Genomic DNA, 18,961 nt, shown 5'->3' on the forward strand with positions numbered 1-18,961 from the left:
GCGCGGATCTGTGACGCTTTCTAAATACGCGTAGATTTCGTACATCATGAACTCCCTTAATAGCTTTTCTTTTACTTTAACATAAATAGAGATACTAGGGAATTATTTATTTCATGCGTTTGTCGTGGTAGCACAGAAACTTAAAAATCCTAGAAGTCGCATTTCTTCTTTTTTATTTTTAGGTTTGCAACATGTTAATGATGCATCACCTTCATAAACAGTCATTTCACCCAGTGTCGTTCATCCTCTAATTTCATAGTTTCAATCTAAAAATCAGTATTTCACTCTTTCTTTTTCATATAATAGTCAGCTACATATGCAGATATAGCAATCATTAATATAATGTCAAACGTGACTATAGGAAACAGTATCATTAGACAAAAAATAATCATTTTAACTATATTGAGAATAAATTTTGACTTTTTTAATACACCCAATATACGAGAACTTAATCTTGTATTAGAAACTTTTATCTCAATAATAAAAGTCAAGAGTAAAATGATTATATCTGCTATTAAACCCCAAATACCATGCGTTTGGTAGAAAAGAAAAATATAGCTTAAAGTGCCTAAAATCACGAAAACATTCCGAACAAATACTGAATTAATTTTCATCATTTCTCCATTTAAAAAATATAAGCATATTAAATCAATTAAATACCAAAGACATAAGCTTTACTAACACAAAACCATTCATTATCCATTGCAAGTATCGCAAAGATTTTTCCAATTTCAAATAATAGTCAATATGTTGTTCATACATGGGCAAAAAACGAACGCAATAATTGATTATAAAAATAATTAACTTTGCAATTAATATAGCACCTAAAGAAATGAGTTCAGAAATCAGAAGCCTTTTTCTCGAAAACTTTATCAACTCATTAAATGACTGCATAGAGGTGCCTTGATTTATCAATGGCGGGCTGAAATAAATATATAAGCAAACGCAAAATAGACATGTTAGAATAAATATTAAACTTGATAATTCAACTTTTTTCATCTTTATCTCTTACTTTAGTTTATTATAATCAGTAAAAAAATTATACTAATCATTTTAAAACTAAGATTCCTAAACCAATTAATTGCCCAATTATATCTGCTATACCAAGTGCTGTAACAAATAAAAGAACTTTATTAGTCAGGGATAATCTTTCAGGTTTTATACTTCTATGCAGTATCAATAAAGCGACTAAATAACAGATGTCTGAAATAATATCATCAGTTCGAGATACAAATGCTATTTGTTTTGTATTACTAAGAGAAATATAGAAGTTGTTGTTTTTCCATAACAAACCAATCGTACCTGAAATTTCATATGTGCTGATGATAAACGGTATAATAAATAGAAAGAGAGACAAACAGATTTTCAATGTCAATAAAAGATAACTTCGATATTTTTTCATCATCTATATCTATACCTTAACATTCTTTGTTTGAGCAAAATAATTATCTGCCTTATTACTATATGAAACCCAATCCCAAATATTTTTTGCAAAGCCAATTAGGTCAAAGTAATTACTCATTCCACCTAGAAGTTGTCCAATAACAGAGCTAAGTACAGCCGCTAATACAACTGGGCCCTACACAGCACCAACTATTGCAACAGCAAGCATAATTATATTAGTTCCGATTCCCGTCCAAAAGAAATTATCGTTTATATCTTTTATCTCATCAACACATTCTCTAAAACCGTCTGGGGCATCCAACACTGGTTCATTCGTTTGTTTTACTTTACTATTTTTCCTTATTCTAATCCATTTTCCATCTGTTCCTTTACTATATGCATAAGTACCATTTTTCCCAGAAACAGCTTTCTCTTTCCCAAATTCACTAACTCTTTGCTCCATTACCTTCTGATTTATGCTTGAGAAAAAAGTAGCATTACATAATAATGGATTTTTAGGAATAAGATTTTGTTTAACTGCTATAGGATTCCCCATACTTGCAACTTTCTGTTTATCAGCAGATTCATCTACTGATACTGAACCATTGTGACGCCAATTATGCCAAGACCTACCCCACTTATAATTTATACCGCCAAGATTGAAAGTTTCCGCATTGGCTGGAATATAAAATGTACTTGGCCACCATGGATTCCAAATTTCATAATAAGGTACTTTGCTTTTATCACCATCTCTAGGTGTTACATAGCCAACAATCGCTACTGCATGTTCTGTTTTTAATTTCTCTTCATACGTCTCAGCAATAGCATCATAAACATCCATCTCAATAATCAAACCAGCATCAATTTCTTTTTTCACTTCATCGAAACTTAGAGCACGATCCTCGACCGTCACACCCATATTATATTTTGAATTAATGATATTTACAAAATTTTCAATCGTGCTACCTTGTGTTTTACTAAGTTCTTCATCTGATAAATCTGGACGATCCGCTTGCATAATCTTTTTTGCCGTCGTAATTGGTGTATCGATAGCTTTTCCAAGCGTATTAATTGCAGCTGCATTTACATATGCAGCACACCAAGGCTCTGAACATTGTGTTTCACGAATTTGAAAATTATTACTAGAATTAAAAGTAGCAGTCTTTTCAGGTGCAGTAATATTAGGAATAGTTGGTTTAAATTGCGTATTATCAACTTCCGGTGCAGATTTTTGACGAATGTTATAGATTGTCAAATCCGACTGATAATCCCCTTGAACTTCCGCATCATGGAGATCAACTCTTTTAAAATTATTATACTCAAACGCTTTATTTCTTGCTAAATATTCTTGGTAGGCGTTTTGACCGTTCCAATTTATATTGTAAAATATAGAAAGACCTTGATCTTGTATCACTGACGATATATCTGGACTATAACCAAAATTATTATCTATGAAACCTTTACCAATTGAGGCAAGTTGCGGAATTTTTTCATTTTTGTTCAAGGCTTTATATATCGTTAAATATAACTTACCTGAACTTGAAAGAGATTTAGTTAAATCTTTGGTCAATCTTCCTTGTGAAGGTATCACAAGAAAAACCTAAAGATTTATACCAGTTGACAACTTGTTCTCCAGTTACCTCTTGACTTGTCTCTATTTTAGCAAAAGTTTCTAAATCTGCAACAGTTTTTTGGTTTTCACCATCAAAATAAAGATTAATTAAGGAAACTGCTGCTAATTTAGTCTCGCTATCTTTTATCGTTACTGGATATTTTCGGCGTAATGCTTGAACATCTGGATCAGTGAATTCAGCACCTGTAATATCATTCCCAGATTTAGTCAAAGTAACGTTAAAAATTCCCGAAGCACGATTACTTAAAATTTTTGAACTACTTTCCCAAGTTGGATCTTTTTTAATATCTGTTATAGATTTAACCCATTTATAATCAGAAGCAGCAATCTCTGAATTGGGATTTTCATATTGATCTTCAAACTTAAATGAATTCTGTTCTGTGCCATCTTGAATAAATAATTCGCCATGATAAGCTGTTTTAACAAATGACTGGTGAAGTTTCTCTGTACCTGCTTCAACATCCGTATGCGCATAAAGTACACCTGTTGTCTGTTTTTCTAGCCAATTTGCTGAATCTTGACTCTCAAAAATTGTAACAATTGGACTTGTGTTATCTAAGCTCTTCTTAATTTCATCTGTTGTCAATGGTCGATTAACAATACTAGCAGTATAGCCTTTAGAATTTAACCATGCCACAGTTTGTTCAGCACTAACATTCTCGCTTTTTAATTGCTCAAACGTATCATTTGGATATAACCAACTTAACATATCTGATGCCGATAACCAACCGTCATTTTGAGTATCAGCATTCACTACAAAAACAACCGAAGCAGCAAGTGATTGTGAAATTTTACCATCTCTTCCATCATTTGAATTGATGATTTGCCAAGTAGGTCTGGCTATTTCGTTGATTTGCTTAAGATCTACTTTAACATCATCAATCGTCGTCGTTGTATTATCACTTGTAAGCGCAAGTACCGTTTGTGCTGAGTATGGGAGTAAAACAAACCCCACACCAATCAACATCACTAACTGTATCAATAATTTTTTTAATTTCATTTCATTCTCCCTATCTTTATTCTGAATCAGCAACTACTATTATCTTTTCCCCATCTTTATCCATACTATAAATAATAGGTTTTTTTATTTTCTTTTCTATATCCTTCAAATTAGACTCAGTCGCTAATTCTAACTTACCATTTAAACGTATATACATGCCTTGCTCGACAATATCTTTTTTTAGTTCAATGATATTTTTTTCTTCTTCAGTAGTAGAATTGACTTGGTGTGATTTTCTATCTCCCTCTGAATTACTTGATCGTTTTTCAGATTGTGAATTCTCAACACTTTTACTTTTTGACTTAACTACTGAAACTTTAGTTTTCCCATATATCTCTTTATGGTTATTGTTATTTATGAAAAGTACAAGTAATAGACTCAATCCTAAAACTATAACACTTATACCCAGTAGATATTTTTTCCAATTTAACCTCATTTTGTACCCCTTCTTCCATTTTTCTAACTAATTATTTGATATTACGTCCTATCATCTATGCACGTATTTTATGTGCAAATTAGATTGAGCTAATATATACTATTATCTTATCATCTTAATATTTCACTTTAAATAAACAATTCCTTTCATTTCATTATCTTTTTCGCTTTTTTTCTGAAATCAGGACTTCCAAATTACATACTTGATTTTTTGTTAATTTTATGCTAGTATAAACGAGAATTGAGAGAATTGTTTAGTAATACAACTTTCCTTAAATCTTTAAAACAATTTAACGATATCCCTTTCATCATGTATCACGATTATATTAAAGACGAGATTTTGGAACTTAAAAATACCCATCCAATCTTATTGAATTCAAAACTTGCTGGAGATTGGTATCAACATTATAAAAATTTTCGTCAAAATTTTTTCTTTACTGAAAATGAAATATTTTTATTTAGAGGGTACTATGATTTAATTTATTCTACCTTTCCGATTCAAAAAACTAACGACGACACACTCTTTGGTGCCTTCGTTTATGGTGGTTTTCGTTCAAAAACTAGTCGTGATAAAATACTTGATTTTTATCATTTTCCTATCTTAGATAACCATGATATTAAAAATAAATGTTTTAAAATTTATCTTCACTTATCCAAACATCTCAAAACTAAAACACTCTACTTCTCTATCAAGCATGAAATTCTTAATCATCTTGCGATAAATCCAACACTTGAAGATATTTCAAATATTTTAAAAGTAAGCCAGAGAAAAATCAAAAATGAAATTTCAAATCAAACCAATCTTACTTTTTCAAATTTCGTTTCAAAATTAAAGTTAGAGCACGCTTGTCACCAACTTCAATATACTGATAACTCTATTCACGATATTTCTGATAGTATCGGCTTTATGAATACTAGCTCTTTCATCAGATTTTTCAAAAACAAAACCTCCCAAACACCACTAGATTATCGAAAAAGATAATTAAAAAACACGAACAATTAAAACATTCGTGTTTTTAAACTAAAATTTTATTACTCACCGAAACAACCGTAAAATATCATTCCAAGTCACCGCAATCATCAAAACAACCATAATACCGACACCGACAAGGGTAATGATACTTTCATGCTCTTGTTTCATCGGTTTGCGACGAATCGCTTCAATGATATTCATGACAATTTTACCACCATCCAAAGCAGGAATCGGAATCAGATTGAAAATCCCCAGATTAATAGATAAAAGTGCCATAAAGCTGATAACCGTCGTAATACCTTCACGTGCTGCCTCACCAGACATCTTGTACATGGCAACCGGTCCACCCAATTTATTAATATCCGGACGTAAAATCAAATCCTTCAAAGCATTAATGATCGCAAAAGCAGATGTCCACGCCTCTTTTAGACCCCCAGTTATTTTGTCTACAAAACCTGTTTTAAGAAATGGTGTAATCCCAATGACATACGACCTATCCTTCTTCTTAGGTGTAATCGTAAGCGTTTTGCTATCAGTTATAACTTTTATAGCCTTACCATCAGATTGACCAATTGCCTTAGACAATTCCGACCAATCAGAAATTGGCACACCATTAATCGACTCCAACTTATCACCCGTCCGCAACCCCGCCTGATAAGCTGGATAATTGTGGTCCGACACCGTGATTTTGTTGGTCTTCAAATCTTGCACACCACCCTGCATAAAAGCAACCAGAACAAACGCCACCGCACCCAAAATAAAATTATTGAGCGGTCCCGCAAAGTTCGTCATCATTCGACCAGGCAAACTTGCGCTCTGATACTGGACATCTAAAGGCGCAATGCGCAGCTCCGTACCGTCTTCCTCAACAACCGTCGCATCATGAGCCACCGCATAGGTCATGACTTCGCCATTGACCTCGCCGGTAATGGTTAAGGCTTTTTCGAAGTCGTAATCTGTCACGAGCATCGGTAGCGCTTGACCAAACTGCACTTTATCACTGAGATTGATACGTGTTACCGTCTGGCTTTGAGCATTCAGTGTCAAGCTCACAGGGGCGCCAGTCTTGATTTCCGTTTCATCTTCACCCCAACCAGCCATGCGAACATAACCGCCCAAAGGTAAAATCCGAATGGTATAAACAGTGCCATCTTTCGCTTGATGGGCATAAATTTTTGGTCCCATACCAATCGCAAATTCTCGCACCAAAATGCCTGATTTTTTAGCAAAATACAGGTGACCATACTCGTGGACACAGACGATAATGCCGAAAATGATGATAAATGTGACTAAACTTTGTACCATATGATGTTATTTACCTTTCTACGATTTCATTTTGTGAAATCTTGACACTTGACCTACGCTGATGACTTCGTTCAAGCGGAGTTTCTACGAAACTTCAATCTGCTCAAAATCTTTTTCTTGGGTCAAATCTTCAACCCACTGCGCTACTTTTTGACGTGTTCTTTTATCAGAGGCTAAAATTTGATTTAAGGTTTGCCCATCAAATTCCATATGTTCAAAAACGGCACGTGTAATTAATTGTTCAATCTCTAAGAAAGTAATTTTACCATCTTGGAAGGCTTGATTGGCGATTTCATTTGCTGCATTATAAACCGCTGGATAGCCACCGCCTAGTCTACCTACCCGATAAGCCAAATCTAACATGGGAAAACGAACCAGATCCATTTTTTCAAAATGCAAGGCACCGATTTTAGTCAAGTCAAACGGTGTTTCATGATGCACGGTCAAGTGTCTCGGGTAGGATAAGGCATACTGAATCGGCTCACGCATATCCGTTGCCCCGAGTTGCGCCAGAACAGCACCATCTTTAAGCGTCACCATTGAATGCACGACGGATTCCCGATGTAACACAACATGGATATCATCATAAGGTATCTCAAATAAATGATGCGCTTCAATCACTTCCAGACCTTTATTAACCATAGTCGCAGAATCTAGCGTGATTTTAGCTCCCATCGACCAGTTGGGATGTGCTAAAGCATCCTCAAGGGTCACATCAAGCAACTCCTCACGTGTTTGATCACGGAATGATCCACCTGAAGCTGTAATCGTCAAACTGCGGACATCACTTTTTTCAACACCTTGGAGGACTTGGAAAATCGCCGCATGCTCACTATCAACAGGCAAAATTTTACTACCAGTCCGCTTAGCTTCTGCCATAATTGTATAACCTGCAACGACCAAAGTTTCCTTATTTGCTAAGGCAACATCACGACCAAGTTGCACCGCTTCAATTGTTGGCGGGAAGCCAACAGAACCCACGATTGCATTGAGCAAAATATCGTAAACTTCTGTTTGAGCTAATGTGATTAAACCTTCACTCCCTGCATGAATCTCAACATCTGGAAATTCTTTGACAAGTGCGACTTGTGATGATTCTTGCGCTGCAACAACGATTTTAGGAGAAAAGACTTGAATAATCTCACGCGCTTTCTCAATGTTCTTACCGAAAGCAAAACCAACTAATTCAAATTGCTCAGGATGTGCTGCAATCACATCTAATGCCTGCACACCGACACTTCCTGTCGCCCCCAATAAAATAATTTTTTTCTTTGTCATGTCCTTAACTCCCTCCTTCATCTTAAATTAATTAAACATGCTTATCCAATACTTGCGCCATGATGTCATCACACGAGTCACAAGCCTTATATTAAGTCAGATAAAATTAAAATAAACTAAGTAAATGCATCATCGGAAAAACAAAAATGAGACTATCAAAACGGTCTAGAATACCACCATGACCCGGTAAAATTTTACCTGAATCCTTGACACCAAAATGACGTTTCAAACTAGATTCTACCAAATCACCGAGTTGTCCAACAACAGAGAAAATAGCCACTAAAATAACTAAATGAAGTAGATTAATCTGAGGTGCTTGCTTAGGATAAAGAAAGACCATCAGTAAGGCAACAACAACAGCTGAAGCAATGCCACCCAATGACCCTTCAACTGTTTTATTTGGTGACACACTCGGAATCAATTTTGTCTTACCAAATTTCCGACCAACAAAATAGGCACCTGAATCTGTTGCCCAGACAATAAACAGAGCCAAAAATAGGATAAATAAACTATTCTCACGTGCTGCTATCAAATTCTGAAAACCAATTCCGATGTAAAAAGCCGATAAAAATGGAAATCCTAAATCTTCAAAAGAATATTTACCCTTGGTAAAAACCATCACCCCCATCATGATCAATAAAAATAGAGTAAACAAGGTAAAATTACTATCTAGCCCAAGTTTTGGAAAATATTGCGTTGTCGGTAAAGACAAAGATAGCGCTGCAAGCATTGCTAAAATCCCTTCAAAAGATAGAATTTCTAACTTGCGCATCCTGAATAATTCACCCATAGCAAGGATAACGAGTAAAGCTACTAAAACATGAAAAGGTGTGCCACCTATAATCGCTAAGCCTAAAAAGATAGCTCCTGCGACAACACCTGTGATAATTCTTTGTGTCATTTTTTGATTCCCCCATATCTGCGATCTCGTTGTGAGAAGACGTCAAATGCTAAATCTAACGCAGCCTCATCAAAATCTGGCCATAATGTCTCTGTAAAATATAATTCGCTGTAAGCCGTCTGCCACGGTAAAAAATTACTCAATCGATTTTCGCCTGATGTTCGGATGACAAAATCAGGATTCCGATAGGCTTCTGGCAAAACCGCTGTCGTTAAGTGCTGCTCAAAACTTGCTTGTGTGATATCATCTATCGACAACACCCCTTCTTGAACTTCTGCCGCCAACGCTTTAACAGCATCTAAAATTTCCGCTTGTCCACCATAATTCAGAGCAATAGTCAAAATCATCCCTGTATTTTGCGCCGTATCAACCATCGCTCTATCAATTGATTTCAGCGTTGCTTTTGGGACACCTTCTCGTGTACCAATCATGGCAATTCGGATGTTTTCGCGATTCAAGGTTGGGACAAATCTTTCATAAAAATCAATCGGTAAACTCATGATGAATTTGACTTCAGCAGCTGGTCTCGTCCAGTTTTCTGTCGAAAAAGCATAGACGGTCATGATTTTAACACCTCGATTTTGCGCATGAATAGCAATCGTCTGCAAGGCATCCATACCTGCTTTATGACCAAAAACACGTGCTTTTCCTTGACGCTGCGCCCACCGACCATTGCCATCCATGATAACTGCCAAATGATTGGGAATTTTTTGCGTTGCTACTTTATGAGATGTTTCTACCATTCTTACCACATACCTCTAATTCATCGTTCCTGATTACTCACTAGCATGTTGCAATGCAGTCAAAATCAGCAACACCACATAATTAATATCATTTAGACTTCTAAATAATGATGTACTAGTTCCTTGCCATCTAGTTTACGAGCTTCCTTTAATTCTAACACATTTTCAATAAAAATTCTAAAAAAAATAAGCCACTTGGCCTATTGTTATGTGTTATACAAAAGGTGAATCTTGTTTGTCAACTATTTCGCTAGTATCAACACTTTCTGTCTTAGCATCAGCAATCACAGCATCAAGTGCTTCGGTAGTTACAATCGGTTTAACTGTTTTAACTGCTGCACGATCAAAAATCAAAATGACTCCTTCAGCATCTAATTCAATCGTCCCTTTGGTTTTATCAACACTTGCCAAAATACCATGTAAGCCACCAATTGTTACAATATCAGAACCTAGTTGCATATTGTCAAGTTGCTCTTGTCGCTTCGTTGCGGCTTTCTTTTGGTTACGTTGCATAAACCACATCATTCCTCCAAAGAGAATGATCAAAATTACAAAATTCATGTCTTTACCTCATTTATTTTTGATAATTTCTATTATAGCAAATTATAAGCAATAAAAAAAGCATGACACTTGAGAAGCAGTTTTCATATCTTATACCAGATTAGATTTATTTTTGCTAATTTTTGATAAAAATGTTATGATAATTACAATAAAATATTGTTAAAAGACTTACAACTAGGAGTAAACATGACCAGTTCAGAACTTAAACAGGCCGCAAAATACGCACTTAAAGATAATTTTATCCAAAAAATACTTTTATTTATTGTGCCATTAGCATTATCAATTCTTACAGGCCGTTTTTCTAATTCGCCAACAACTTCATTACGATATCGTTTAGAAAATTCAAATATTGATTTTTTTAGCGATCCTGATGTGCTTTCAAATATTGATTGGGGACTGGTTCTTGCGATTGCAATCCCAATCATTATCGTTTCACTTGTTATTGGTTTCTTTATAACAGTTATCGTGACTGTCTTTCAAACAGCTAGCATGTTCAACTATTTAGAAATTTTTCGTGGTAAAAAAGAAGATATCAATTTATCCAAAGACATTCTTAGAACTTTTAATGACAACTCTTTCTGGAAAATCGCTATCTTAACACTTGTCACACAAATAATCTTTTTCCTTTTATCCTTTACCCCTTTTATCGGTTGGATTTACATGATTTTCTTTGGCGTTGCTTGGTCACAATTAATCTTATTCCTTCTATTTTTTCTCCCTGTTATCAGTTGGATTTTCGCCATTTACCTTGGCTTTGCTTGGTCACAAGCAACTTATGTGCTATATGATAAACTTAAAAATAACCAATATCAAGGCATCTGGGATGTGCTGAGTACTTCAAAAAAAATGATGAAAGGTTATAAGTTTAAATACTTCCTCTTTAACTTAACTTTTATCGGTTGGTATATTCTAAGTAATTTCTTTTTCGGTCTACCTAAAATCTGGACCATGCCTTACACTGAAATGTCTATGGTTGCATTCTATGAAGCACGGATTCAAGAACGGTTATAATCAAAAAAAGCAAACTTGGTTGCTTTTTTTGCTATACTATTATCGATAATCACACGAGACAAGATGGTCATTTACCAATCCGACAGACTGCATATAGGCGTAACAAATAGTCGGACCAACAAATGAAAAACCTCTTTTTTTCATGTCTTGACTCATCTTTTCAGAAATATCACTACTGGCTGGGATATCTGATAAGGCTTGATAGTCATGTTGTATGGGTTGATCTGAGACATACTGCCAGAGATAGCTTGAAAAACTACCAAATTCTGCTTGAACCTGAATAAAAGCCTTAGCATTTTTAACAATTGCTTGCACTTTGAGGCGATTGCGAATTAGTCCTGTATTTTGTAGCAACTCATCTAACTTATCTTGATTATAATCTTTGATTTTTTGTAGATCAAAACCATCCAGAGCCTTGCGATAATTCTCTCGCTTAGCTAAAATCGTGGACCAACTCAGACCAGCCTGCATACCTTCAAGAATCAGCATTTCAAAAAGCATAGCATCATCATATTTGGGTTTTCCCCATTCTTGATCATGATACGCGATTTCCAGCGTTGACTTCGCCCAACCACATCTTGTCATCTGATTTTCTCCATTTTTCCCTGTATCTATCCTTAAATTGTATCACAGTTTTTGTATAAATGTACTGGTGGGATTACAGCAGTATGAATATCAGATTTATTCATATAAATTATTATAATCCATTCATGAGGTCGTTACTTAAATCAAAGAAAAAGTCTCGATGTGTTTTTTCTTTTGTTATTATTTGCGCAATTCAAAAACACGGACAACATTTTGCACTGCCATCGCCATATTTTTTAGAGTCGTTTCGGTATTGATTGCACTAGCCAAATCGATCGGACCTGTTTGGATACTAAAAATAGCAGTCAAATCTTTTTCAAGTCTTCCCAAATTATCCGAGCGACTGCCAACTACCGCTATACATGGTTTCCTATGTTTTTTTGCTAGTTTGGCCACGCCTGAAACGACTTTACCTTGACAACTTTGATAATCCAGATGACCTTCACCTGTTATCACAAGGTCTGATTCTAAAATAGCTTGCTCTAAATGAACTAAATTAGAAATGAGTTTAAACCCCGAAATCAATTGACCACCTAGTAAAGCAATCGCACCACCAAGTCCACCAGCTGCACCTGTTCCTGGTATTTTTTGTAAATCAATACCACGATCCTTCAACAGCTCTTGTGCAAATCGTGCATCACGCGCGTTAAACTGAGTGATTTGTGCCGCTGTTGCACCTTTTTGGGCTGCAAAAATAGTGGCTGCACCATTTTCCCCGTAATAAGGATTGGTCACATCACTTGCCCCAATAAGGGTCACACCTGATAAATCGGTTGTCTCTAGACTTTTTTAAAAGCCTTGCCCGCCGTCAGAGGTTCCAGTGCCTCCCAAGCTCACAATAATTGTTTTGGCGCCTGCTTGAATGGCAGATTGCACAACTGCACCTAATCCGAAGGTTGTTGCGCGTGAGATGCTTTCAGGTCCGACTGTTACTAAATTAATCCCGATGATTTTGGCTGACTCAATAATTGCTGTATCTCCTAGTAATAGATAAGGTACCTCAAGTTGACGTCCTGATAAATCAGTTGTTTGAGTCGTCTTTTTGATGGCATTTTCCTGATAAGCAAGCACATCTAAAACGCCCTCACCGCCATCAGCAATCGGTATACTCTGTACCTGTAGGTCAGGAAATGCTGCTAAAATACCAGATAAAGCTGCAGCATTTAGTTGCTCAGAAGTGGCGCTGCCTTTAAATGAATCAATCGCTGCTAGAATTTTCATAAGTTTAGTATATTTTCCCTTCCCTCTCTATCATTCTCCAATGTCCTATAAACGCCCATATTTAAAGGTCTCTAGCGACTTAATGCTGCTCTTACATTCTCTTATAATCTCCACGCTAACCACAACTTTTGGTTACTTTTTGGTTAGTTTTTCAGTCAAATATTTTCCAATTTATCACTAACATCAGACCTCATTTTCTCAGTCACATGAGTATAAATCTGAATGGTTGTCTTTTCGTCCTTATGCCCCACACGCTCCATAATCGCCTTAATAGGCACGCCTAACTCTGTTAGTAAACTAATATGCGAATGTCTTAACATATGGCTTGAAAAGTCTTCTGGGTTCTTGTTCGCAATACAAGCTATTTTACCAATTTTTTTAAGATAGACATTTAATCTCTCAGGATATATCAAATTGCCTGTATTGCCTAGAAAAATAAAGCGTTGGTCTAAAGGGGTAATCTTTAAATTCATGGCTTTCATTTCAAGAAGTATTTCAACACATCTCGTGTTAATAGAAATTTTTCGATACGAATTTTCAGTCTTAGGTGATGTTAATTTAAATGATTTTAAGCTAGCACTATGATGGTCAATATTGTATTTCACATTGATACAACGATTGTCTAAGTCTATATTCTCCCACATCAAAGCGATTGCCTCGCCAATACGCAGACCTGTAAAGTACATAAATTCAATTAAGAGGTTCATTCTTATCTCGTTAGAGGAAACCCCAAAATATTGTTTAAATAGCGCCATTTCTTCCCTTGAAAAGAATTTAGCTCTTTTTCGTTCGATTTCCTCAATCTCTTTTCTTTGTTTAGGTAATTCAACTCTATCAATCGGGTTGCTATCAATATAACCTATTTTTATCGCATACTTGAAAAATGAACTGATGATTGTTTTTTGCAATCTTTTATATGAGAGCGAATTTGAACTTAACATAAAAATTTTCTGAAAATAACTGCTTGAGATACTTCTTATCCGCTTATCTAGGATATTTACCAGAATACTGTTTAAAGCATTCTCTTGTGTGGAAAACGTACTGTCTTTAAGCTCTTGCTTTCTAAAAGCACGGTATTCCTCGTAAACCTCTTTAACGGTTATCTTGTTAGCTTTTTGTCCTAGTCTTTTGCTGACATCATCTTCAAGCAATTTCTTTTCAATCTTTGCTTCAAGTTTTCGTCTCGCTTCGCCTTGTGCCTGTCTGGTTTTGGAATTTAGCGTAATTGTCGCTTGTTTCCATTTACCCTCACTTTCGTCATAATATTTTTCATAATAACGGTACTTGCCGTTACTTGTTTTTTTGTAAAACAATATACCCACCTTTCTTGGTATATCATTAGTTGAATAAACTAATTATACCATTTTTACTGATACATCTTGCTTTCTCTATATTTGAGATATAAAAAAAAGCCTTTCGGATTGATTAGCGTTTTTCGTGTGCTTGAATGTGTTAAAACATCTTCAAATTCTGGCGTTTTTCTAATATCTGTCATGTACTTTTCTAAAGTTTTCAGCTTGAATGACGGAAAGAAATTATCAATCAAATACTCTTTATCCACCAAAATATCAGGAAAATTGTTTATATCCATAGGTCTCCCCCTTTCTTTTTTCAATTTATGTATCTCATAGGAGTTGAACCTATAATCACTTATAGTAAGTGGTTTTACCTTTAAACTAAGATACGCCACCTAGAAACTCATTCTAGGCTTTCTAATGCCCCTATTTTGTGTTTAGGGTCTACTTCTTGATTTTATCCTTAACGCTTGCTAGAGCTTGGATAATGCCCTTGTGCTTGTAGGCAGTGATAGACAACACAAGCAGTCCACCGATAACTGAACCGATTATCGCTTTTTGTTCGCCTGTCATGGGGAGATTTGGTTCAGCTGGTTTAGCGGGTGTTTCTGGTGTTTTGGGAGGTTCAGGCTTTTTAGGTGTTTCAGGCGCTTTTTCCTTTACACCATACCATTTGTCTTTATCACTAACCGTCTTACCGCTGTTTTTACCTTTGGCTTTGACCGTGATTTCGTCAGCGTGTGTTTCTCCGTCCGCAAGTTTTTCAAGCGTACCAATCGCTTCAATATAGCCATCTAATGGTAATTCAAAGATTTTACCATCAAGTTCTAGCACACCACTTTTATTGAGCGTAAGCGCCTTGCCTTGATATGTGTACTTGATGTCTTTAACCAGTTTGTTGCCGATGATTGTTTTATCAGATGGTTCAATGTCAATCAGTGGCTCAGTACCGTTATTAGTCAAGCGGAAATACATGGTTTTGGCTTTATCATCAAGTTTGATTGCCGTTTCCTTGGTATCCGCATCTCCTAGACCAATATTGTTTGGTTCATCAAGGTTGTTGCCTTGTCCTGCTTGTGGAATTTTCTCACTTGATTTTTCCACATCAATACTTGGTGTTTCTGGTGGTAGTGGTGTGGCTTTATCCGTCAAGACAATTTTAGAGAGACTGATAAAAGGCACTTTAGAAGAGACTGCACCTGCGACTGTACCAGTTAGGTTTTCATTCTTATCTGTTTCATTATCAGATTGGGAGAATTGACGACCTGAAAGCGGGACAGCCCCCTCCTCGTCCGCATAAGCCTTATAAGTCGCTTGTAGTGTGATTTTATCCGTTTCAGGGTCAGTATCCGTGTGGATATAGATTGGCTCAAATAACTCAGTACCTTTCGGTAAGGTGCTAGGGTCTTCTGTAATGACATAATCGCCATAGATACCCTCAAAATTTGCATAACCATCTTCATCATTCAAGATACCCGTGGTAATCGTTTGAGGGTCTGCATCTGTCCCCTCACGTGGCGTGACATTGATTTTAATATCATTGTAGCCACTATCAGCGCTTTCGCCAGCAATCTCAACTTTTTTCTGAATTAAGAGTTTAATTTTGATAGCTTGTTCAAGAGACTTTGTCTGAGGTGTGACAATGTTTTGGGTAGTGTCATCTTTTTTCTTAACTTCAAACGACAAATCACTATCATCTGTCACATAACCGATTGGCACGTTGATTTCTTCCCAATGATATTTACCTACTGGTAAGTTACCAATCGCAAGGTTAAATTTGACATCATCAACTTTTAGAACGACTTTATCGCCATGATTAACTTTCTTACCGTTGATGGTGGAAGTTGTGACTTTCGTACCAGAAATCAATAGAGGGGCTGGAATTTCAGACCATTTAACTGGGTCGCTTTTTTTGTGTGGACTTGAACCAGTACTCTCATCATCATGGACTAACATGTACTCAGCGCCTTTGAGTTCAGCCTTACCTTGTGGCTCGGTTGTGCCTGTTTCTTTGTCAAGTTTCAAAAGTTCATTTTCGCCCTTGACTTCGGTGTTAGTGCCTTTGGCTTCATTGTAGCCTAGTGCAGTTTGACCGTTTGGCTTGACTTCGACACGTACTGTCTTAAAGCTATTCACAAAGCCATTACTTGCCTTTGTCTCAGGTACATCATAAAAGCCAACTGGTAAGCCTTTTAACATGGCTTTACCTTTTTCGTCAGTCGTAGCGGTATAGGTTTTACCTGTTAGCACGTTTTTAACCGTGAATTCATTACCTTTAAGCGAATAATTCCCATTCCACATCTTATCGCCTGATGTCGCACCTGTCTTGATAATTTGTAGGTCGCCCGTAACATTTACCTTGAACGGTAGATAGCCAAATAAAGCCCAGACAAGGTCTTTATGGTCACCTGCGCCGTCAAGATAAGTAATGTCAACCAAAGACTTATTGAAGCGTTTTAAAACAACATATGAGTTAGAGGTTAAAAGTGGCGAATCTGTAATCGTTGCACCGTTCGAGGTTGAACGTAAGCCGTTTCCTGATACTGAAAGAGCAGTGTCAGGACTGACGATATAACCTAAAGCACCATTCCCACCAACCTCAATGAGTTGGTTGGCGTCCACATCACTAACTTTCATAGCGACTAATAATTCAGTGTCAGGAATTTCTTGTCCGTTGTCAGTCCGAACGAGTGCTACGGTCGTACGATTTTTATTTAGGAAACCGACAAGTGAGCCGTCTCCAACAGAACCGCCTGAACCACCGCCATTTTCGGACTGCCCACCGCCTGTATCTGTACCGTTTACTGGTGTGACCGATCCAATCGTTACCGTGCTACCTTCATTACGAATTGCGAAAATGGCGTCGTTATTGGTTTGACCGTCGTTACCGTGTTCTAAGCCGTTGTTCGTTACTCTCATAGAGACAGGGATTTTTTCGCCTGTTGTTGTGTCAGTAATTGTGCCGACATTCATGACAGCAAAAGAATAGTTATGGTCAATATGAATTGCTAAATCGGTAGGTTGGAAACCGTCTTGACCTAATGTAAATCTAGCAGAATCGCCAAAGCTAGAAAGTGATTGTCCGTTGTGAAGTGTGGTGTTTGATTGCCAAGCGATGTTATCTGCGACATAGCGGACACCATTTAAATCAGCATTTGCCAGAAGTCCATCAACCGTGCCTTGGAAACTAGCTGAAGCCATGTCATTTGATTGTGCTTTAACAACTGGTTTTCCGTTGATTTCTCCGATTTGAGTACCGTTGACGACATCTGCCGATACCACTTGAACTGTTGGCGAGACAAGTGGCACTACTTGACTAAGCGCAATACCACCGACTAAAACAGCCAAAGCAGTAGCGCTATATAGCCATTTTTTGCCAGATTTCCATGTTTTGAAATGTGTTTGTTTAAAGTTATCGTTCATATATTTATCTCCTTTTTTCTACATAAAAAAGAGAAATCATTGTAGACTTCTCTTTTAAGCGTTTTTTCGATTGTTTTAATCCCATGGCGACCCACCTTGATAGCCTTTGCCGGGGTCTAATTCAGCTTTATCCCGACCTTCTTGTGACCAGTCGATTTTAACATCATTTGAATTTTGGGCAGGTGCTGAATTACTTGGTGCGCTTGGTGTTTCTGGTTGAGGTGCATAGCCATAATCAGGTTGTTGTTGCTCTGGTTGTGCCACCGCCTGTTGGGCTTGTTGTTCAGCTTGTTGAGTAGCTACCGCCTGCGCTTGTTGTTCGGCTTGTGCTTTTTCGCTTTCAGCCTTCGCTTTAGCTTCACTATCAGCTTTTGCCTTGGCTTCACTTTCTGCCTTAGCTTTTTTGTCAGCTTCAAGTTTAAGTGCCTTAACTTTAGCTTCTTTGTCCGCCTTTTCTTTGGCTTCTTTATCAGCTTTAGCCTTAGCTTCCTTGTCCGCTTTCAAGTGTTTGTCTAGCTTAGCTTTCTTGTCCGCTTCTAGCTTTTCTTGTCTGCTTTCAGCTTTAGCGCTTGCGACATTGTTTTGATGGACTGCTAGACCAGTCCCACCACCGATTAGAACCAAAGCGATAGCACCTACTGCTAAACGTTGTTTAAGCGTTGTTGCCTTAATTTTTTCTATCATGATTTTCATACTCCTATTTTTTACTTGATTGTTTTGATAACTCTATTATCTCATATCTGGTGCGCTTTTGCACGGTTTACCTGACCTAAATTTCTACCCTTGTAAACTCGCCAACAGCTAAAGCTAAACATAGGTCTTCATCTGCCATACAAGTCAGTAACGGACTACCTTTCGCATTTCTTGCCTTTGTGCCATCCTCATTCATCTTGAGATACCAAGTGCCTGAGACAAACGGTTTAAGTTTACTGTACTCTTTTTGTGTTTTGGGGTCTAATTTTTTAAGATACATGAGTATGCTCCTTTCTTTCAGTAGCTTGTGGTAAAAAAGATAAGCCTTGAGCTACAAGTTTGTAACCTCTCCTAGATACAGATACTTGCGCTTTAGTACGTTGTAAGGTTACTATAGGGTTAAGTAGTTTGACATTGGCAATTATTTTTAAGCTTTTAACTTTTTTGATTTCGTCTAAATTCCCTCTTAAATCAATGTTAAATTGTGGCATAGAAGAAAAATCAAAGCCTAATTCTTTCAA

General features: G+C 36.7%; 18 protein-coding genes and 1 pseudogene. 2 read left to right on the top strand and 17 right to left on the bottom strand.

The window, feature by feature from the left end; translation table 11 throughout:
* Positions 1–1,048: 1,048 nt before the first annotated feature.
* From ACYQ21_RS10695 to ACYQ21_RS10710, 4 genes are all read right to left on the bottom strand, one after another.
* A complete protein-coding gene (locus ACYQ21_RS10695) occupies positions 1,049–1,405 on the bottom strand; it encodes a hypothetical protein (protein WP_460058418.1) in 357 nt (118 codons plus the stop codon).
* 174 nt (positions 1,406–1,579) lie between these two features.
* On the bottom strand, positions 1,580–2,953 hold the full coding sequence (locus tag ACYQ21_RS10700; protein WP_460058419.1) for a C47 family peptidase: 1,374 nt from the start codon (positions 2,951–2,953) through the stop codon (positions 1,580–1,582).
* Positions 2,934–4,016 carry a hypothetical protein gene (locus ACYQ21_RS10705; RefSeq protein ID WP_460058420.1) on the bottom strand — a complete coding sequence of 361 codons (1,083 nt, stop codon included), beginning with the start codon at positions 4,014–4,016 and terminating at the stop codon, positions 2,934–2,936. The genes ACYQ21_RS10700 and ACYQ21_RS10705 overlap by 20 nt, the downstream gene beginning before the upstream one ends.
* A 16-nt stretch (positions 4,017–4,032) precedes the next feature.
* On the bottom strand, positions 4,033–4,452 hold the full coding sequence (locus ACYQ21_RS10710) for a hypothetical protein (protein ID WP_460058421.1): 420 nt from the start codon (positions 4,450–4,452) through the stop codon (positions 4,033–4,035).
* A gap of 309 nt (positions 4,453–4,761) precedes the next feature.
* Here ACYQ21_RS10710 and ACYQ21_RS10715 point away from each other — a divergent pair, with 309 nt between their 5' ends.
* Entirely contained in the window at positions 4,762–5,433 is a 672-nt protein-coding gene (locus ACYQ21_RS10715; protein WP_460058422.1) for a helix-turn-helix domain-containing protein, read from the top strand.
* Positions 5,434–5,487: 54 nt separating this feature from the next.
* On the opposite strand, the gene rseP is transcribed toward ACYQ21_RS10715, so the two are convergent.
* The 5 genes from rseP to yajC all read right to left on the bottom strand — a co-directional run bounded on the left by rseP (position 5,488) and on the right by yajC (position 10,212).
* Positions 5,488–6,729 carry an RIP metalloprotease RseP gene (gene rseP, locus ACYQ21_RS10720; protein ID WP_460058423.1) on the bottom strand — a complete coding sequence of 414 codons (1,242 nt, stop codon included), beginning with the start codon at positions 6,727–6,729 and terminating at the stop codon, positions 5,488–5,490.
* Positions 6,730–6,813: 84 nt separating this feature from the next.
* Positions 6,814–8,007, bottom strand: coding sequence for a 1-deoxy-D-xylulose-5-phosphate reductoisomerase (gene dxr / locus ACYQ21_RS10725; protein ID WP_460058424.1), 1,194 nt, complete (start codon positions 8,005–8,007; stop codon positions 6,814–6,816).
* Positions 8,008–8,113: 106 nt separating this feature from the next.
* Positions 8,114–8,908, bottom strand: a complete 795-nt coding sequence (locus ACYQ21_RS10730; protein ID WP_460058425.1) for a phosphatidate cytidylyltransferase — start codon at positions 8,906–8,908, stop codon at positions 8,114–8,116.
* Complete coding sequence (locus tag ACYQ21_RS10735; RefSeq protein ID WP_460058426.1) at positions 8,905–9,651, bottom strand: isoprenyl transferase; 747 nt, start codon at positions 9,649–9,651, stop codon at positions 8,905–8,907. The genes ACYQ21_RS10730 and ACYQ21_RS10735 overlap by 4 nt, the downstream gene beginning before the upstream one ends.
* Before the next feature lie 213 nt (positions 9,652–9,864).
* Positions 9,865–10,212, bottom strand: a complete 348-nt coding sequence (yajC, locus tag ACYQ21_RS10740; RefSeq protein ID WP_460058427.1) for a preprotein translocase subunit YajC — start codon at positions 10,210–10,212, stop codon at positions 9,865–9,867.
* 186 nt (positions 10,213–10,398) lie between these two features.
* On the opposite strand from yajC, the gene ACYQ21_RS10745 reads away from it, so the two are divergent.
* Complete coding sequence (locus tag ACYQ21_RS10745; RefSeq protein ID WP_460058428.1) at positions 10,399–11,223, top strand: DUF975 family protein; 825 nt, start codon at positions 10,399–10,401, stop codon at positions 11,221–11,223.
* Between the two features lie 39 nt (positions 11,224–11,262).
* On the opposite strand, the gene ACYQ21_RS10750 is transcribed toward ACYQ21_RS10745, so the two are convergent.
* From ACYQ21_RS10750 to ACYQ21_RS10785, 8 genes and pseudogenes are all read right to left on the bottom strand, one after another.
* Entirely contained in the window at positions 11,263–11,808 is a 546-nt protein-coding gene (locus tag ACYQ21_RS10750; RefSeq protein WP_460058429.1) for a DNA-3-methyladenine glycosylase I, read from the bottom strand.
* Positions 11,809–11,988: 180 nt separating this feature from the next.
* Positions 11,989–13,029 (bottom strand): annotated as a pseudogene (locus ACYQ21_RS10755) (glycerate kinase family protein).
* A 155-nt stretch (positions 13,030–13,184) separates the two neighbouring features.
* Positions 13,185–14,342 (bottom strand): tyrosine-type recombinase/integrase, encoded by a 1,158-nt coding sequence (locus ACYQ21_RS10760; protein ID WP_460058430.1) that lies wholly within the window; start codon positions 14,340–14,342, stop codon positions 13,185–13,187.
* 53 nt (positions 14,343–14,395) lie between these two features.
* Positions 14,396–14,620: an excisionase gene (locus ACYQ21_RS10765; protein WP_460058431.1), complete on the bottom strand. Its 225-nt coding sequence runs from the start codon at positions 14,618–14,620 to the stop codon at positions 14,396–14,398.
* A 148-nt stretch (positions 14,621–14,768) separates the two neighbouring features.
* The gene (locus ACYQ21_RS10770; protein ID WP_460058432.1) at positions 14,769–17,747 is read right to left on the bottom strand and encodes a SpaA isopeptide-forming pilin-related protein; all 2,979 of its coding nucleotides are present in this window, start codon (positions 17,745–17,747) and stop codon (positions 14,769–14,771) included.
* Positions 17,748–17,822: 75 nt separating this feature from the next.
* On the bottom strand, positions 17,823–18,431 hold the full coding sequence (locus ACYQ21_RS10775; RefSeq protein ID WP_460058433.1) for a hypothetical protein: 609 nt from the start codon (positions 18,429–18,431) through the stop codon (positions 17,823–17,825).
* 85 nt (positions 18,432–18,516) lie between these two features.
* Positions 18,517–18,720, bottom strand: coding sequence for a hypothetical protein (locus tag ACYQ21_RS10780; RefSeq protein WP_460058434.1), 204 nt, complete (start codon positions 18,718–18,720; stop codon positions 18,517–18,519).
* On the bottom strand, positions 18,710–18,961 hold a 252-nt coding region (locus tag ACYQ21_RS10785), incomplete at its 5' end, for a hypothetical protein (RefSeq protein WP_460058435.1). The genes ACYQ21_RS10785 and ACYQ21_RS10780, both read right to left, overlap by 11 nt.

This window comes from Pseudolactococcus yaeyamensis, assembly GCF_054658615.1.

Excerpts from the sequence above, each read along its gene's own strand:
- ACYQ21_RS10765 (WP_460058431.1), bottom strand. The coding sequence starts at position 14,620 with ATGGATATAAACAATTTTCCTGATATTTTGGTGGATAAAGAGTATTTG.
- ACYQ21_RS10735 (WP_460058426.1), bottom strand. The coding sequence starts at position 9,651 with ATGGTAGAAACATCTCATAAAGTAGCAACGCAAAAAATTCCCAATCAT.
- ACYQ21_RS10770 (WP_460058432.1), bottom strand. The coding sequence starts at position 17,747 with ATGAACGATAACTTTAAACAAACACATTTCAAAACATGGAAATCTGGC.
- ACYQ21_RS10780 (WP_460058434.1), bottom strand. The coding sequence starts at position 18,720 with ATGTATCTTAAAAAATTAGACCCCAAAACACAAAAAGAGTACAGTAAA.
- ACYQ21_RS10705 (WP_460058420.1), bottom strand. The coding sequence starts at position 4,016 with ATGAAATTAAAAAAATTATTGATACAGTTAGTGATGTTGATTGGTGTG.
- ACYQ21_RS10695 (WP_460058418.1), bottom strand. The coding sequence starts at position 1,405 with ATGATGAAAAAATATCGAAGTTATCTTTTATTGACATTGAAAATCTGT.
- ACYQ21_RS10715 (WP_460058422.1), top strand. The coding sequence starts at position 4,762 with ATGTATCACGATTATATTAAAGACGAGATTTTGGAACTTAAAAATACC.
- dxr (WP_460058424.1), bottom strand. The coding sequence starts at position 8,007 with ATGACAAAGAAAAAAATTATTTTATTGGGGGCGACAGGAAGTGTCGGT.
- ACYQ21_RS10710 (WP_460058421.1), bottom strand. The coding sequence starts at position 4,452 with ATGAGGTTAAATTGGAAAAAATATCTACTGGGTATAAGTGTTATAGTT.
- ACYQ21_RS10745 (WP_460058428.1), top strand. The coding sequence starts at position 10,399 with ATGACCAGTTCAGAACTTAAACAGGCCGCAAAATACGCACTTAAAGAT.
- ACYQ21_RS10730 (WP_460058425.1), bottom strand. The coding sequence starts at position 8,908 with ATGACACAAAGAATTATCACAGGTGTTGTCGCAGGAGCTATCTTTTTA.
- yajC (WP_460058427.1), bottom strand. The coding sequence starts at position 10,212 with ATGAATTTTGTAATTTTGATCATTCTCTTTGGAGGAATGATGTGGTTT.
- rseP (WP_460058423.1), bottom strand. The coding sequence starts at position 6,729 with ATGGTACAAAGTTTAGTCACATTTATCATCATTTTCGGCATTATCGTC.
- ACYQ21_RS10750 (WP_460058429.1), bottom strand. The coding sequence starts at position 11,808 with ATGACAAGATGTGGTTGGGCGAAGTCAACGCTGGAAATCGCGTATCAT.
- ACYQ21_RS10775 (WP_460058433.1), bottom strand. The coding sequence starts at position 18,431 with ATGATAGAAAAAATTAAGGCAACAACGCTTAAACAACGTTTAGCAGTA.